The 16,940-nt window shown below is 52.7% G+C and carries 9 protein-coding genes; all 9 read left to right on the forward strand.

Features of this window, described 5'->3' with window-relative positions:
• Positions 1 to 57 precede the first annotated feature (57 nt).
• The 9 genes from GYMC10_RS09365 to GYMC10_RS09405 all read left to right on the forward strand — a co-directional run bounded on the left by GYMC10_RS09365 (position 58) and on the right by GYMC10_RS09405 (position 16,929).
• Positions 58 to 1,881 (forward strand): sensor histidine kinase, encoded by a 1,824-nt coding sequence (locus tag GYMC10_RS09365; RefSeq protein ID WP_041621957.1) that lies wholly within the window; start codon positions 58 to 60, stop codon positions 1,879 to 1,881.
• Entirely contained in the window at positions 1,874 to 3,385 is a 1,512-nt protein-coding gene (locus tag GYMC10_RS09370) for a response regulator transcription factor (RefSeq protein WP_015734273.1), read from the forward strand. The genes GYMC10_RS09365 and GYMC10_RS09370 overlap by 8 nt, the downstream gene beginning before the upstream one ends.
• A 127-nt stretch (positions 3,386 to 3,512) precedes the next feature.
• Positions 3,513 to 4,991: an ABC transporter substrate-binding protein gene (locus GYMC10_RS09375; protein ID WP_015734274.1), complete on the forward strand. Its 1,479-nt coding sequence runs from the start codon at positions 3,513 to 3,515 to the stop codon at positions 4,989 to 4,991.
• A 140-nt stretch (positions 4,992 to 5,131) separates the two neighbouring features.
• The gene (locus GYMC10_RS09380; RefSeq protein WP_175320733.1) at positions 5,132 to 6,061 is read left to right on the forward strand and encodes an ABC transporter permease; all 930 of its coding nucleotides are present in this window, start codon (positions 5,132 to 5,134) and stop codon (positions 6,059 to 6,061) included.
• A 52-nt stretch (positions 6,062 to 6,113) separates the two neighbouring features.
• Positions 6,114 to 7,010 carry a carbohydrate ABC transporter permease gene (locus tag GYMC10_RS09385; RefSeq protein WP_036666173.1) on the forward strand — a complete coding sequence of 299 codons (897 nt, stop codon included), beginning with the start codon at positions 6,114 to 6,116 and terminating at the stop codon, positions 7,008 to 7,010.
• Positions 7,011 to 7,036: 26 nt separating this feature from the next.
• On the forward strand, positions 7,037 to 9,334 hold the full coding sequence (locus GYMC10_RS09390) for a glycoside hydrolase family 3 N-terminal domain-containing protein (protein WP_015734275.1): 2,298 nt from the start codon (positions 7,037 to 7,039) through the stop codon (positions 9,332 to 9,334).
• Between the two features lie 3 nt (positions 9,335 to 9,337).
• Positions 9,338 to 12,451: an alpha-mannosidase gene (locus GYMC10_RS09395; RefSeq protein WP_015734276.1), complete on the forward strand. Its 3,114-nt coding sequence runs from the start codon at positions 9,338 to 9,340 to the stop codon at positions 12,449 to 12,451.
• Positions 12,452 to 12,472: 21 nt separating this feature from the next.
• Positions 12,473 to 13,792 (forward strand): glycoside hydrolase family 125 protein, encoded by a 1,320-nt coding sequence (locus tag GYMC10_RS09400; RefSeq protein ID WP_015734277.1) that lies wholly within the window; start codon positions 12,473 to 12,475, stop codon positions 13,790 to 13,792.
• The gene (locus GYMC10_RS09405) at positions 13,789 to 16,929 is read left to right on the forward strand and encodes an alpha-amylase family protein (protein WP_015734278.1); all 3,141 of its coding nucleotides are present in this window, start codon (positions 13,789 to 13,791) and stop codon (positions 16,927 to 16,929) included. The genes GYMC10_RS09400 and GYMC10_RS09405 overlap by 4 nt, the downstream gene beginning before the upstream one ends.
• Positions 16,930 to 16,940: the final 11 nt, after the last annotated feature.

Consider the following 16,940-nt stretch of genomic DNA (forward strand, 5'->3'; position numbering starts at 1 on the left):
GATGTTATATTTAATATGTTAAGCAGTTACAACGTTTACACCAGGAAGGGGAAGCCGATGTCTCCCGCAAGGCTATATCTAAAATATATTAAAAATAATATGTTTACCAAGATGCTGCTGTTAATCGCCCTGATTGCGGTAGTTATCATCGTTACCTTATCGTTTCTTATGTATTACTTCTTGTTTCAATCGGCCGTCCGCAGCGAGCTGGACATCCAGCGGAGCGCGGTGGAACGGGTGGAACGACACCTGAATCAAAAATACGAGAATGCCCAGTCCTATGTGAACGACTTATACCGCAACAGCTCTTTGGGCATTGACACCTCCTATTTCCTCATGAACTCGTTTAACGAGTATATGGCCAAGCGAATGAATCGGATCGCGGGCGGGGGGCAGTCCAATTCGGACAGCGTAGTCGCTTATTTCAAGCAGAGGCTTGACGATGATCCGGATATAGAGAACATCATGCTGTACAGCGCGGAGAAGCAGTATGTCTACGTGTACAAGCAGGGCAGCATGACAAGGCTGTATCAGGCGAATGCCACGCATTCCTACATTCCCGACGTGATGGCGCTCGAAAGCCAGAGCGTCACATTGCCGAATCTATGGATACGCAAGCTGGCCGGAGACGTGACATTGCCGTTGTTCTCGATCCGAAGCCCGATTAATGATATGACCACTTACAAAAATCTAGGACAGCTGCTTATTTTGTATCGAACGGAAGCGCTGGATGCCGTGCTGAACAACAGCGACGATTCCCTGAAGGGCTCCGTTCTGGTGTTGTCGGGCGACGGCCGCGTGATGTTTGACTCCTCCGGCAAATATTACGGCGAGAAGTATCCGTATGCCGACCAGCTGCTGAATTCCAAGGAAACCGTGACCCTCGATGAGGAATCCTATATTACAACGGCAGCCCATAATCAGGCAGGCTATACGGTGGTGGGCATCACGCCCAAGCGCGAAATCGCGGAATCGTTCCATGGTTTGCAGAGCACCATTATCATTGCGGCCCTGCTATGCATCGTGATTGCGGTGTCCATCCCTTCCCTGATGATCGTCAATTACTCCAGAAGAACCGATAACATTATTCGTTTTATGCGCAAGGTCGAGAAGGGAGAGTTCGTGGCCCGGATGCAGGATACCAAGGACGATCAGCTGGGGCAAATCGCAGGCAGCTTCAATGAAATGCTGGATGAGCTTTCCCGTTACATCGATAAGGTGTATAAAGCGGAGATTAACCAGAAGAATGCGGAGCTGTCTGCGCTGCAGGCTAGAATCAACCCGCATTTTTTATACAACACGCTTGAAGTGATTCGAATGAGGGCTCTCTCGCAGGGGGCGCAGGACGTCGGCGATATGATCTACAGCTTGTCGATGCTCTTCAAGAATATCGTTCAGCATAAGTCCCACTACACGCTGAAGGATGAGCTGGAGGCGTGCAGGCTTTATCTGGAGCTGTTTCGCATTCGCTATAAGGACAAGTATATTTACAAAATGCACTGCGACGATCAAATCAAGCATGTGCCGATGATCAAAATGTCGCTGCAGCCGCTGATTGAGAATTATATCGTTCACGGCCTGCGCAGCGATCAGGACGATAACTGGCTGACCATCAACGCGACGCAGGAGGATGACGAGGTCCATATCGAGATCAAGGACAACGGAAAAGGGATCCCGCCGCAGCGGCTCGAGGACATCAAATCCCGGCTGGATGTGGCCGAGTCGAGCGGAGAATCGTTTGGTCTGCGGAGCGTGAATGAGCGATTAAAGCTGACATATGGAAGTTCGTACGGAATGGACATCCAGAGTGAGCCGGGTAACGGAACGACGGTGACAGTGAAATTTCCGGTGACAGAGAGGAAGCTGAATAACGATGTATAAGGTATTTATCGTGGACGATGAGCCGTTCATTATAGAGGGATTGGTTGATGTCGTGGATTGGTCGAAGTATGGCATCGAGGTGGTTGGTCATGCGGAGAACGGCCGTCAGGCACTGGAGAAGATGGCGGTCGTCCCGGTCGACATTCTTATAACGGATATATCGATGCCCGTGATGACGGGGCTTGAATTGATCGAGGGCGCACGCAAATTAAACCGTAATCTGAAGGTGATTATCCTGAGCGGTTTCGACGACTTTGCCTATTTGAAGGAAGGCATGCGGCTCGGGATCGAGAATTATCTGCTCAAGCCGATCAACCTCAAGGAACTGGAAGAAACGATTGCAAGCACAACGGATAAAATGAACAATTCCAGAAGGGAAATGAGACTGGACGAGTATGACATCAATATTTTGCGGAGCAACATCCTGTATCGCTGGATCACCGACCGGATCGAGCCGGAGGAGCTGGAGGAGCGGGCGACCCTTCTGGGATTGAATCTCAATTTGCCCTATGTTATGGCATCTATCCTGAGAGCGGACTTCACGCCGCTGGAGAACTGCCTATATCAATTAATGGACCAGGAGCCGGGCGTTCTGTATTTCCGGGACAACGATGGCGATCATGTGGTCATCTTCATGATGAAAGACCCGGATACGGAAAAAGCGAGGGCAATCCGCCTGCTGCAGCAGGTGCGGGAGCAGTGCTATGAAGAAGAGCTGAGCATTTCGCTCGGCAGCGTGGAGAGCCTCGGCGGGAATTACAAGGACAGTTATCTCCATGCCAAGGAAGCCCAGGAATATTATCTTGTTCTGGAGCAGCCCTCCTACGTGGATTATGTTGATGTTCAGGCCAAAAAGGGAGAAGCGGCGGAATCCTATTCGGTACAGTGGCCCGATTATGCCAAAGGCATCGCCGGAAGGGACAAGCAGGTGCTGTTCGATCTGATCGACAGCGATTTTGACCGGCTTCGCCACACCCAGGGAATGAACCCGACAACCTTGAAGAGCATCGCGGTCGAAATGGTCATTCGCCTGAAACTGGAGCTGAACGATATCCAGTATACGGCCGCCCCTGATTTCGTGAAAAACACCATTACCGATATTATGGATTCCGTATCGATCGACGATCTGATCAAAGCGGTGAAGGATGGGGTCGGCGGGCTGGTCGATTCGCTCAACAATGACGTGAAGAGTCCTGTCATCCAGCAGATTCTGAATCATATCCAGCACCATTACAACGAGGATTTGTCCTTGAAGGTGCTGGGAGCTAACTATCATATCCATCCGGTCTATCTGGGTCATCTATTCCATAAAGAGACGGGAGAAAACTTCACGGAGTACATTAACCGGTACCGGATTGAGCGGGCCAAGGAGCTGCTTCGGAACTCTTCGACAAAAGTGCAGGATATCGCAAAAAATGTCGGTTATTGGGAAACCGGTTATTTCTATAAACAGTTCAAAAAATTCGTCGGCGTATCGCCGAGGGATTTTAGAGGAATGCTCTGATTGATAGAATCAGAGTTTTTTTCTTTATTTTCACCATAATACCTTTAATTTTTCGCCTATGTGAAACTGCTTTCATGGGATAACCTTATATGTGTAGAGACACAAGGATTCAAAAGGGAGGATAAACATGAGTAAATCGAAAAAGAAATGGCTCCTGCCGCTAACGCTTTTATTGTCCGCGTCCATGCTGTTGTCTGCATGCGGAGGCAATAAAGAAGAGAGTGCAGGAAACGGCGGGGGAACTGCCGAGAAACCGGTTGAGCTGATCTGGTACACCATCGGAACACCTCAAAAGGATGTTGACAAGGTTGAGGCAGAAATCAATAAATACACTGCTGAGAAGATTGGTGTAACCGTTGACATGAAAATGATCGACTTCGGGGATTACAACCAGAAGATGCAGGTTATGGCAGCTTCCGGCGAACCGATGGATATCCTGTTCACGAGCTCATGGGCGTTCGATTATGTGCAGAACGCACGTAAAGGCGCATTCATGGAATTGGACGAGCTGATCGAAAGCCACGGAAAAGGCATTAAAGAAGCGATCGATCCGGCGTTCCTGGAAGGTTCCAAGGTTGACGGACACAACTATGCGATTCCGGCCAACAAAGAACTTCCTGCTCAAGAAGCATGGCGCTTTAACAAAACATTGCTCGATAAATACAATCTCGATATTTCGAACGTAAAATCGATGGAAAGCTTGGAGCCCCTGCTCAAAACGATCAAGGAAAACGAACCGAACGTCGTTCCTTTGGCCATCAGCAAAGACTTCGGACCATTGCTTCCATTTGACTACATCATCGAAAAAATGCCAATGGCCGTATACCTGGACGACAAGGAAGAACTGAAAGTCGTGAACTTCCTCGAAATGCCGGAAACGATGGACATGCTGAAGTTGATGAACAAGTACTACAAAGCGGGATACATCTCCCCAGAAGCTGCAACAACAACTTCGACGCAAGATCTGATGACATCCGGCAACTGGTTCACGGACCGTGCGGCTACACAGCCATTCGCGGACAACCTGTGGAGCCAAAGCTACGGCTATCCGGTCGTATCTACTCCTGCCGGCGATGCAAACATCTTTAACTGGTCGGTTATGGGTTCGATGCAAGCGATTTCCGCAAACTCGAAATACCCTGAGAAAGCAATGGAGTTCCTGAACCTGCTGAACACCGACGTATATCTTCGTAACCTGGTTGACTCCGGTATCGAAGGCGTGCACTACAAGAAGCTTAGCGAGAACGTAATGGAAAACTTGCCAGAATCGAAAAACTACGACATGCCTACTTTTGCGCTTGGCAATGTCATGCTGACTTACTTGAATCCTGAAGATCCTGAGAACAAATGGGAAGAGTTCAAGAAGTTTAACGAGTCCGGCCAGCCTGCTCCGCTTCTCGGTTTCAACTTCGATCCAACCAAAGTATCCACAGAACTCGCTGCTGTCAACAACGTAAAAGAAGAGTTCTGGGCGCCGCTGATGACAGGTACCGTCAATCCTGAAGAGTTCCTGCCAAAAGCGAATGAAAAGCTGAAAGCTGCTGGTCTGGATAAGATCATCGCTGAAGCACAAAGCCAAATTGATGCTTGGAAAGCAAGCAAGTAATAACAATGCATGAAGCGGCCTGCCTGCCTTAAGGGGCAGCAGATGCCGCTGCAGCATGAACAAGGACGGGGCGGCGGATGTTCACCGCCCTTCTTTTGTTCATTTCATGCACATCACGAGGAGGGGTAAGCGTGAGAGCAATCGGACAGTTTTTCAAAAATATTATGACGAATAAGGCCATGCTGTTCATGGTTTTGCCGGGGACCCTGTGGTTTCTCTTATTCTCATATTTGCCCATGTTCGGGACCATTATTGCATTTAAGGAATACCGCTTTAGCCGAGACGGGTTCTGGGCAAGTATCGTTAATAGTGAATGGGTAGGATTCCAAAACTTTAAATTCCTGTTCAGTACCAACGATGCTTACATCATTACGCGCAACACCGTTCTTTATAATTTCGTGTTCATCATATTAGGTCTCATTCTATCCGTAGCGCTGGCTATCGTATTGTCTGAAATCGTGAACAAGAAATTGGCTAAAGTCTATCAAACCGGCATGTTTCTGCCGTACTTCCTGTCCTGGGTTATCGTAGGTTACTTCGCATTCAGTTTCCTGAGCATGGACAAAGGGATGCTGAATCAGATTCTGGGCTGGTTCGGCATGGAGCCGGTTCAGTGGTATTCCGAAGCCAAGTATTGGCCGATATTCCTGACGTTGATCAGTTTGTGGAAATCCGTAGGTTATAACAGCGTCGTCTATCTGGCGGCGATCATGGGGATCGACAAATCCTTGTACGAGGCGGCGATGATTGACGGAGCGAACAAATGGCAGCAGATTAAAGCCATCACGCTTCCGATGCTGAAACCGCTGATGACCATTTTGACTCTTCTTGCGATCGGTAAAATCTTCTACGCTGACTTTGGTCTCTTCTATCAAGTGCCAAGGGATTCGGGAACTTTGTATTCCGTAACGAACGTCATTGATACCTATGTATATCGCGGTCTGAAAACAACGGGCGAGATCGGCATGAGTACTGCTGCGGGTCTGTACCAGTCGGTTGTCGGATTTATTCTGGTTATGGTATCCAACTATATCGTTCGTAAATACGACAAGGATAACGCATTGTTCTAATCGATCAATCATCAAGAAGGGGGTATGTGATGTGTTCAAATCGAAAAGCAAGATGAAAGATTTCCATCAGCTTTCATCCGGGTGGAATGTCGTATTCAACCTGATTGCCGGTATTTTCTCGTTCCTGTGTGTATTTCCGTTCCTGTTCGTTATGATCATCTCATTTACAGACGAAGGCTCACTGGCCCGAAACGGATACCAAATCTGGCCGGAGAAATGGAGCCTTGAAGCTTACAAATACGTATTCCAGACAGGCGACACGCTTCTTCGTTCTTACGGCGTAACGATCTTTGTCACGGTCGTAGGTACGCTGCTCAGTCTGTTTATCATTTCGCTTTATGCTTATGCCATCTCCCGCAAAGGGTTCAGATACCGAAATTTCTTCTCGTTCTTCGCATTTTTCACGATGCTGTTCAACGGGGGTCTGGTACCGACTTATATCGTAGCAACGCAATTGCTGGGCCTGAAAGATTCCATCTGGGCTTTGATTCTGCCTTTGGCGCTCAACGCCTTCTATATCATGATTCTGCGTACGTTCTACAGCACCAGCGTTCCGGACGCCATCATCGAATCCGGTAAAATCGACGGTGCGAGCGAATTTAAGATTTTCTATAAGCTGGTATTGCCGCTATCCCTGCCGGGTCTGGCTACCATCGGTTTGTTCAGCACGCTTGGGTATTGGAACGATTGGTTCAACGCATTGCTCTACATCGACGATCCGAACCTGGTTCCGCTGCAATCCATGCTCATGCGGATCGAAACCAGCATGCAGTTCATCCTGCAGAACTCGCAGAACTCATCCCTTAGCATGGCCGCTCTTCAGAGCATGCCGCAGGATACTTCGCGGATGGCGATGGTCGTTCTGGCAACCGGACCGATTATTCTGGCATATCCGTTCTTCCAGCGCTACTTCATTCAAGGTCTGACCATCGGCGCGGTTAAAGAATAAATTCTTCAAGTACCGGAGGGTATAAGATGACTTATAAAGATCCCCGTAAACCCATTGCGGAAAGAGTGGAACATCTGCTTGGCCTGATGAACCTGGAGGAAAAGGTGGGGCAGTTGATCCAGCCGTTCGGCTGGAAGACCTATGAGGGGAATGAAGGTCAGATTACATTAACGGATTCATTTAAAGAGCAAGTTAAAAATGGCGGCGTCGGATCCCTTTACGGGACCCTTCGCGCCGATCCATGGACCGGTGTAACACTTGAGACCGGTCTTTCTCCGCGTGAAGGAGCGGAAGCCGTCAATCACATCCAGCGGTACGCCGTTGAGCAGTCTCGACTTGGCATTCCGATCCTGATCGGGGAAGAATGCTCGCATGGTCACATGGCCATCGGCGGCACGGTCTTTCCGGTGCCGTTGTCCATCGGGAGCACGTGGAACGTGGATTTATACCGCGACATGTGCCGGGCCGTCGCGCTGGAAACACGCAGCCAGGGCGGCGCGGTCACCTATTCGCCAGTGCTCGACGTCGTGCGCGATCCAAGATGGGGACGTACCGAGGAATGCTTCGGTGAAGACCCGTACCTGATCAGCGAATATGCGGTCGCATCGGTGGAAGGCCTTCAGGGCGAGTCCCTGGACAGCCCGAGCAGCGTTGCGGCGACCTTGAAGCATTTCGTTGGCTATGGCAGCTCGGAAGGCGGGAGAAATGCCGGACCCGTGCACATGGGCACGCGTGAGCTGATGGAAGTGGACATGCTGCCGTTCAAGAAGGCCGTGGAAGCGGGAGCGGCCTCCATTATGCCCGCCTATAACGAGATTGACGGCGTGCCATGCACCGTCAATACGGAGCTGCTTGACGGCATTCTCCGCAAGGAGTGGGGTTTTGACGGCATGGTAATCACCGACTGCGGCGCCATCGATATGCTGGCCAGCGGCCATGATACCGCCGAAGACGGAATGGATGCCGCTGTGCAGGCCATCCGCGCCGGCATCGATATGGAGATGTCTGGCGAGATGTTCGGCAAGCATCTTCAGAAGGCTGTCGAGTCAAACAAGCTGGAGGTCTCCGTATTGGACGAGGCCGTACGCCGTGTATTGACGTTAAAATTCAAGCTCGGATTGTTCGAGAATCCTTACGTGGATCCCCAGACAGCCGAGAACGTGATCGGCAGCGAGCAGCATGTCGGACTTGCCAGGCAGCTTGCGGCAGAAGGCATCGTTCTCCTTAAGAACGAAGCAAAGGCTCTGCCGTTATCCAAGGAAGGCGGCGTGATTGCCGTCATTGGACCTAATGCCGATCAGGGATACAATCAGCTTGGAGACTACACCTCTCCTCAGCCGCCGGCAGCCGTGACCACCGTGCTTGGCGGAATCCGCGCGAAACTGGGAGAAGAAGCGCAGCGCGTATTGTACGCTCCGGGATGCCGCATTAAGGACGACTCCAGGGAGGGCTTTGAATTCGCATTGACTTGTGCGGAACAGGCCGATACCGTGGTTATGGTGCTTGGCGGTTCCAGCGCCCGCGATTTTGGCGAAGGCACGATTGATTTGCGCACAGGGGCCTCGAAGGTCACGGACGATGCTTTAAGCGACATGGATTGCGGCGAAGGCATTGACCGGATGACGCTGCAGCTATCCGGCGTTCAATTGGAATTGGTGCAGGAGATCCATAAGCTTGGCAAGCGGATGATCGTGGTGTACATCAACGGCCGTCCGATCGCGGAGCCGTGGATCGACGAGCATGCCGATGCGATTCTGGAAGCATGGTATCCTGGACAGGAAGGCGGACATGCGGTAGCGGACATTTTGTTCGGGGACGTGAATCCGTCCGGCAAGCTGACGATGTCGATACCGAAGCATGTCGGGCAGCTGCCGGTTTACTATAACGGCAAGCGGTCGCGCGGCAAGCGTTACCTTGAAGAGGATTCCCAGCCGCGTTATCCGTTCGGATACGGGCTTAGCTATACCGAATTCAGTTATTCGGATATTCAAATGACTCCGGAAGTGATCGGAACGGACGGTACGGCGGTTGTTTCCGTGAACGTTACGAATAGCGGTGACTGTGAAGGGTCCGAGGTTGTACAATTATACGTAAGCGATGCCGCCAGCAAATATACGAGACCCGCCCGTGAACTGAAGGGCTTCCAGAAAATTTTCCTGCAGCCCGGAGAGCGGCGCAAGGTGGAATTCACTATCGGTCCGGAACAGCTTCAATATATCGGTCAAGATTACCGGCAGGTGGTTGAACCCGGGCTGTTCCGTGTTATGCTAGGCAGGCATGTGAACGATACGCTTAGTGCAGATCTGACCGTACAGGAGGATTAATCAATGGAACGTATTCGACGCTTTATACGCGAACTGTCGGAGCGGCAGTGGCTCGAATCGACGGAGCTTCGAGATTGGAACATTACCCGGTCCGCTTACATGGTTCCGGGCGTGTACGAAGAGACGGCCCCTTATCCGGAGGGGCAGAACTTCAACAGGTTTCCGAGCACGCAGGGGACAACCTATTTCTTTCGGAGGAATCTTGAGTTACCCCTAAAGTGGGCAGATGGAGCGATTGGGCTCGTGTTTCAATCCGGGGGCGAGGGGCTGCTGCGCATTAATGGCGCGTCTTATCAGGGTTTGGACCGGAATCATACTTTCGTTAAGCTGGATCCGAAGCGCACCGGAATGAACATGGAGCTTGAGATCGAATTGTTTGATCCGATTCCGGAGCCGGTCGACCCGCTGAATCAGCAGGCTGTCATTCAGCCACCGATTACCCGCGTACAAAGTTTGCTTGTGCGCGTAAACGTGCCTGTCCAGAGCCTGATGTACACCGCTACCGTGATCCGGGATTCGCTTATCCTGCTGCCGGATACGGATATGCGGCGCATCCGCATGATGGAGGCGCTGTATCAGGCCATGGATCGCTTCGTAGGCTTGAATGACGCTGCCATCCGGGATGGTGCCGAGGTAACCGCGATTGAGCATGATCTGAAACAGTCGGTCGCAGCCATAGGCGGCCATGCCGAAGGCACCGAGCATATGGTGGGCCAGTCCCATATCGACATCGCCTGGCTGTGGCCCGTTCGGGAAACCGTACGAAAAACAAGCCGCACCTTCTCCACGATGGATGCGCTGATGAACGAATATCCCGAATTCAAGTACGCGCAGAGTCAGCCGCTGCTGTACCAATTCCTGAAGGATCACGATCCCGAGCTGTACGAGAGAGTGAAGGCCAGAATCAAGGAAGGGCGCTGGGAGCTGGTCGGCGGGATGTGGGTCGAACCGGACCTGAACATTCCGAGCGGGGAATCCCTCATGCGTCAAATGCTGTACGGGCAGCGCTTCTATCAAGAAGAGTTCGGCCTGACATCGCAAATCGAATGGCTGCCGGATACGTTCGGATACTGTGCATCCCTGCCTCAAATCTTGAAGCATGGCGGCATTCGTTATTTCATGACAACCAAGCTTGGCTGGAACGATACGAATGTGTTCCCATACGATCTATTCCATTGGGTCGGGATCGATGGAACGCCGATGCTCTCCTATCTGAACCATGGCGTGAACGAGAACACGCTGCCGAAGGACGTTCACGAGCATTGGCAGTCGTACCGTCAAAAGGCCGTTCATCCGGAGCAGATGCTGCTGTATGGACACGGCGACGGCGGCGGAGGCGTAACTCGCGAGATGCTGGAATACATCAACCGGGCCGAGCTGATGGTCGGTCAGCCTGCCAGCAAGTACAGCACGGCCGCCGAGTTTTTTGACGGGATCGACGCAGCTCAGCCGAAGCTGCCGAAATGGCGCGGGGATTTATACCTGGAGCTTCATCGCGGCACCTATACGACGCATGCACGAAACAAGCGCCATAACCGGAAAGCGGAAATCCTGTACCGCGAGGCGGAGCTATGGAACTCGGTGGCTTTCCCGTCGATGGACAACGAGAAGAAGCAGGGCATCGTCAGCGAGCTGCATGACGGCTGGAAGCTGATTTTGCTGAATCAATTCCACGATATTATTCCGGGTTCTGCGATAACGGAATCTTACGTGACCTCCGAGAAGGAATACGCAGAGGTATTCCAAAAAGGAAATCATAGCCTGGATCTCGGGCTTCAGGTATTGGCGGACCAGGCCGATACAGAAGGGGAAGGCGTTCCGTATGTTATCTTCAACGGACTTGGATGGAGAAGAGACGCCGTCATCTCGCTAGAAGTAGAGCATGGCCTTACACCGTACGATTCGGATGGCGCGCCGCTGCCATTCGATGCCTTATCCGGAGAGAACGGCGAAACCTCGCAGCGCTTGAACGTTCATGTTCAAGGCATCCCGGCTTTGGGATACACGACCATCTGGTTGAAGCCTTCGGCAGGAAACGGAAAGGCAGCGGAGAAGTCTACTACAGTGTTCGCAGATTCTTGGGAAACGGATTTCTATAAGGTCAGCTTTAACGAGCGCGGCGAAATCACGAGCCTGTGGGATAAAGAAGCACATCGGGAAGTAATCAAGACGGGCGAAGCCGCGAATCGTTTCCACTTCTTCCATGACCGTCCGACGCTGTGGGATGCGTGGGATATCGATACCCGCTACGAGGAGCAATCCGCCGGCGATGCCGAGCTGATCGAGAAGAAGCTGGTGTCTGCGGGCGAAGTCCAGGATGTGCTGCGTTTCCGCTGGCGCATTCATCAGTCGGAGATCACGCAGGATATGATTTTTTATCATCATGACCGACGGATCGACTTCAAGACGTTTGTCAGCTGGAACGAATCGCATAAATTGTTGAAAGTCGGTTTCCCGATCGGCGTCGTTGCCGAGAAGGCCACCTACGAGATTCCGTTCGGAACCATTGAGAGACCGACCCATCGCAATACGAGCTGGGAGCAGGCGCAATATGAAGTCTGCGGACACCGCTTCGCGGATGTGTCGGAGCATGGATACGGCGTCAGCCTGATCAACGACTGCAAATACGGATATGACGTTCAAGACAGCACGATCCGGCTGTCGCTGCTGCGCGCGCCGAAATGGCCGGATGTCACGGCGGATTTGGGAGAGCATGAGTTCACGTATTCCCTCTATCCGCATAACGGAGACTGGAGAAGCGCCGGAATCGTCCGCAAAGCAGCCGAGCTTAATCATGATCTGCCATGGGTGAGAACAGGTTCGAAGAAGGGTTCGCAGCCTGCCGTGCATTCGTTTATTCCGTTCGAGAGCGATCATGTGATCCTGGATACCGTTAAACCAGCAGAAGGCGGTTCAGGGTATATCCTTCGGATGTATGAATCCGCGGGAGGCCGAGATGCGGCAACTGTGGGCTGGCCTTATCCTTGCGAAAGGGTCCATCTATCCAACGCCTTGGAAGAAGAACTCGAACAACTGGATATCGCGGAAGGAAGGTTAACCCTTCAATTCCTGCCGTACGAGATCAAAACCATCAAATTGACCACACAACATACTTAGTCAAAGGAGCCAGAACAAATCATGGAACAATTCAGACTCCCCAAAATACCAATGCCGGAGCTAGAGCTGCCGCAATCCATTCAGGCGGTTTTGCAAGAGGCCGAAGAAAAGCTGGCGCACCGTCCCAAGCTGCTTCAGCTGTTCAAGAACACGTTCCCGAACACGCTGGAAACGACCACCAAATTGATGGAGGATGGCACGACGTTTGTGATCACTGGCGATATCCCTGCCATGTGGCTGCGCGATTCGGTAGAGCAGGTGATCCATTACATTCCGTTTGCCAAGAACGATCCGCAGCTTCAGCGGATTTTAAGCGGATTGATCAAACGCCATTTTCAATATATTCATATCGATCCTTATGCCAATGCCTTCAATGAATCGGCCAACGACTGGCACTGGAACACGACCGACGAAACGGACATGTCGCCATGGGTATGGGAGCGCAAATTCGAAATCGATTCGCTGTGCTTCTCCGTTCGCCTGGCCTACCTGTACTGGAAGGAAACCGGCCTGACGGATGTATTCGACGCCAACTTTAAGTCGGCTATGATCAAAATCATCGAGCTGTTTAAAACCGAACAGCACCATTTCGAGAAATCGCCTTACCGATTCACGCGGGATAACGGAATTCCGACCGACTCCTTGCGCAACAACGGTCTCGGCATGCCTGTGAATTATACGGGCATGATCTGGTCGGGCTTCCGTTCAAGCGACGATGCCTGTGATTTCCACTACAACATTCCGGGGAACATGTTCGCCGTTGTGGCCCTTCGTCAAATGCAGGAATTCGCGGAATGGGTATTCCGTGACATGAAACTGCTGGATGAATTGAAACGACTTGAAGCTGACGTGGATCACGGAATTCAGCTGTACGGCATCTATCGTCATCCGGAGTTCGGTCCGATCTACGCCTATGAAACGGACGGTTACGGAAATTACTGCCTGATGGATGATGCGGGCACTCCAGGATTGATGTCCATTCCTTATCTGGGATATTGCTCAGCAGATGATCCTATCTACCAGAACACCAGACGGTTCGCGCTCAGCAAAGAAAATCCTTTCTACTACGAGGGGACCGTTGCCAAAGGCATCGGCAGTCCGCACACGCCGCCGGATTATATCTGGCATATGGCCTTGTCGATGCAGGGGATTACGGCGCAGACGGCAGAAGAGAAGCTGGAGATGATTGCGCTGCTGGAAGCGACCGATGCCGATACCGGCTTCATGCATGAAGGGTTCCATGCCGACGATCCGAAAGTCTTCACCAGATCGTGGTTTGCCTGGTCCAACAGCCTGTTCTCGCAATTGGTGTATCAGGCGATGAAAGCAGGGATTCTATGAGCGGGCGCCTGATTGTATTCTATGATCCGTCCTTTCCGGCAGCAGAAGCTGCCGGTTTGCCGGCTAGCGCCGCGGCTCTGAATGCATTCGATGCGGTGTGCGGCGCCGAGGACCTCGCTGAAGCGCTGGCTTCGTCAGGCGGACAAGGTGCAAGCTTTGTCAATTTGCACGCGCCTTATTTTCCGAAATCCGCCTGGAGAGCGATTCTGGACTTTCTGAGAAACGGCGGCGGCTTGGTCAGCGTTGGCGGCGCACCCTTCAAGCGTCCTGTCCGCAAAGAGGACGGCGCTTGGGTGGTGGAGCACGAACAGACGGCGTATCACCAGCAGCTTCATATTCATGAGGTGCTGCCCGTGGACAGCGGGCGTGTCGATCATTTGATTGCAAGCGACGTTATACCGCTGATGGAGGGCAGCCGGGAACGGTTAACTGTCAGCGATACGTGGAATTTGGTTCCGCATGTCACCAAGAGCAGTGATCTGCCTCATCAAATGGGATCGGCCGGGCCGATGGATACCCGGATTTATCCGCTCCTTAAGGGAAGCACGGCGAACGGGAGAGAGGTCGCCGCTCCGGTTGTTTTATGGGAAAATGTCGGCGGGCCTTTCTTGGGCGGACGCTGGCTGTTTGTGAACCAGCCACTCACCGCTTCCTTCTGGGAACAGGATGGAGGAGCAGAGGTGCGCCGCTGGGCGGCATTCTGCGCGAAGGGGATTACCGAGCTGTGGATCAAGCCGAATTATGCGACCTACGAGTCCGGCGAGCGCGCGATTCTGACCCTGCAGGCGCAAAGGCTTGGCCGGAGCCTGCCGGTTCATGAGCCGCAGAGCTGGACGTTCCGCATCTCTATCAAGCACGACGGGGATGAATCTTCCGAATGGAATCATACCGTTACCGTGGACGTGACCGGACAATTTCATGTACAGCGCATCCCGGTTGCGCTCGATATCAAGCCGGGAGCTTATCGCGTGGTGTGCGAAGCCGAAGAGCCGGACGGAGAAATCCGCAGGCTGAGACAAGGCTTCTGGGGAGCTGATCCGCAGCTGCTGCAGGCAGGCTCGCCCGTAACCTGCAACCGGGATTACTTCATCAAGGACGGCCGTCCGCTGCCGGTTGTCGGCATGACGTACATGACGTCCGATGTCGCGCGTAAATTCCTGTTCCTTCCGAATACGGATGTATGGGATCGTGATATGGCGCAAATGCGGGGTGCCGGCATCAACTGGATCCGCACCGGCATTTGGACCGCTTATCGCAATATTATGCAGGTGGACGGGCATGCATCCGAGGAGGTTATGCGTTCGATTGACGCCTTCCTGTTAACGGCGAAGAAGCATGATCTGCAGGTAACGTTTACCTTCTTCTCCTTCACGCCGGAGACATGGGAAGGCCAGAATCCTTACCTCGATCCGCGAAGCGTGGAAGCGCAGAAGCGTTTCATACGTTCCATCGTGACAAGGCACAAAGACACGAAGAATGTGGACTGGGACCTGATCAACGAGCCTTCCATGTTCGATCCGCCGCAAATTTTCTCGGACGGTCCGCGTTCGGCGAAGGATCGGTTCGAGCGGCAGGCTTATGTCGATTGGCTGAAAAAGCGTCACGGCTCGATTGAGCGTTTACAGGAACGCTGGAACATGACGGCCGATCAGCTGCCGGGTTTTGACTCCGTGGTACCTCCGGAGCCTCAAGCCATAAATTTTGACGTTCAAGACATGCACCAGGGGAAAAAGGGCGGGCAATGGCTCGATTATGTATTGTTCTCCATGGATATGCATAACCGCTGGGCCAAGGAATTATATGAAGATATCAAAGCGGTGTGCCCGGATCATATGGTGACCGTCGGACAAGACGAGGCGCTTGGCGCACAGCGTCCATCCCCGTTCTTCTATGCCGAAGCCGTAGACTATACGACGGTTCACTCCTGGTGGTTCAACGACTATTTGATCTGGGACGGCATCTTTGCCAAAACCCCGGATAAACCGAACCTGATTCAGGAAACGGGCATTATGTACGTGGAAACACCGGACGGCCGGGCGAAGCGGAGCGAAGCCGAGCTTCGGAACCTGCTGGAGCGCAAGTATGCTTACGCCTTCTCTACCGGTGGCGCAGGAGCCATTCATTGGATCTGGAACACGAACTTCTACATGGATAATGCCAATGAATCGCATATCGGAGCTGTCCGCGCCGATGGCACGGAGAAACCGGAAGCGGACGTATCGTATGATTTCGGCGCCTTCATGGAAGGCATCCGGGATTTGTTTGCAGGCCGGAAGCTTGAAGAGACCGCGGTCATCTTCCCTTATTCCAACGATTTCTCCAACCGGAAGCTTGCGTTTGAAGCGACGACGAAGGCGACGCGCGCGCTTGCTTACGAGCTGAACGTGCCGTTCCGTGCCGTTGGGGAATATGATTTAAGCTCGCTGCGCAGCAATCCGGCGAAATTCATCATTCTGCCGAGCGCCCACAATGTGGATGACCAGGCGTTTGCCGAATTGATAACGATCGTGGAGGAAACGGGAGCTACGCTGCTCCTGACCGGTCCGATCGGTCTGGATGCTTATTGGCATCCGGTTGATCGCATGGCCGCAGAGCTGGGCGAGCGCAAGCTGGCAAATGTGCGCCGGGAAGAAAGCTTGCGCTTAGGGGACCGTGCATGGCCCGTTTCATATGGGCACCGCAAGATTGCCGAGCTGAGCAAAGAAATTCCGACGGGCAGCGGGGCCAAACCGGCAGACGCTGCCGGCGACTCGATCATGGACGTGAAGCTTGGGGCAGGACGTCTGCTCTGGAGCCCGCTTCCGGTAGAACTGAACGACCGGATCGACGCCATTTCCGCTTTGTACCGGCATGCATTGGAGCTGTCAGCAGCCGACACGGGGCTGATCTGGAATCAAGGCGGAGAACATTCCGGCGTATACGGACGCAAAGTAACGTTCGAAGAAGGAGCGCTCTTCATCTTCGGCTCAGAGCAATCGTGGGATGCGAACGTCGAGGTGAAGGATCCTTCAACCGGCCTTACCTATTCATTCGTGCTCGAGGCGGATCGCTCGATCTTGTTCGCAGTGGATGCGAGCGGCGACCTGTTATCGGTGTACCGTCCGGATGAAGTCGAAATCACCGTATCGAAAGGCTAACATAAGGGGGA

Origin of the sequence: Paenibacillus sp. Y412MC10 (assembly GCF_000024685.1) — a bacterium.
Lineage (GTDB): Bacteria > Bacillota > Bacilli > Paenibacillales > Paenibacillaceae > Paenibacillus_AQ > Paenibacillus_AQ lautus_A.

Coding starts and splice junctions, on each gene's coding strand:
- GYMC10_RS09365 (WP_041621957.1), top strand. CDS start 58: ATGTCTCCCGCAAGGCTATATCTAAAATATATTAAAAATAATATGTTT.
- GYMC10_RS09370 (WP_015734273.1), top strand. CDS start 1,874: ATGTATAAGGTATTTATCGTGGACGATGAGCCGTTCATTATAGAGGGA.
- GYMC10_RS09375 (WP_015734274.1), top strand. CDS start 3,513: ATGAGTAAATCGAAAAAGAAATGGCTCCTGCCGCTAACGCTTTTATTG.
- GYMC10_RS09385 (WP_036666173.1), top strand. CDS start 6,114: ATGAAAGATTTCCATCAGCTTTCATCCGGGTGGAATGTCGTATTCAAC.
- GYMC10_RS09390 (WP_015734275.1), top strand. CDS start 7,037: ATGACTTATAAAGATCCCCGTAAACCCATTGCGGAAAGAGTGGAACAT.
- GYMC10_RS09395 (WP_015734276.1), top strand. CDS start 9,338: ATGGAACGTATTCGACGCTTTATACGCGAACTGTCGGAGCGGCAGTGG.
- GYMC10_RS09400 (WP_015734277.1), top strand. CDS start 12,473: ATGGAACAATTCAGACTCCCCAAAATACCAATGCCGGAGCTAGAGCTG.
- GYMC10_RS09405 (WP_015734278.1), top strand. CDS start 13,789: ATGAGCGGGCGCCTGATTGTATTCTATGATCCGTCCTTTCCGGCAGCA.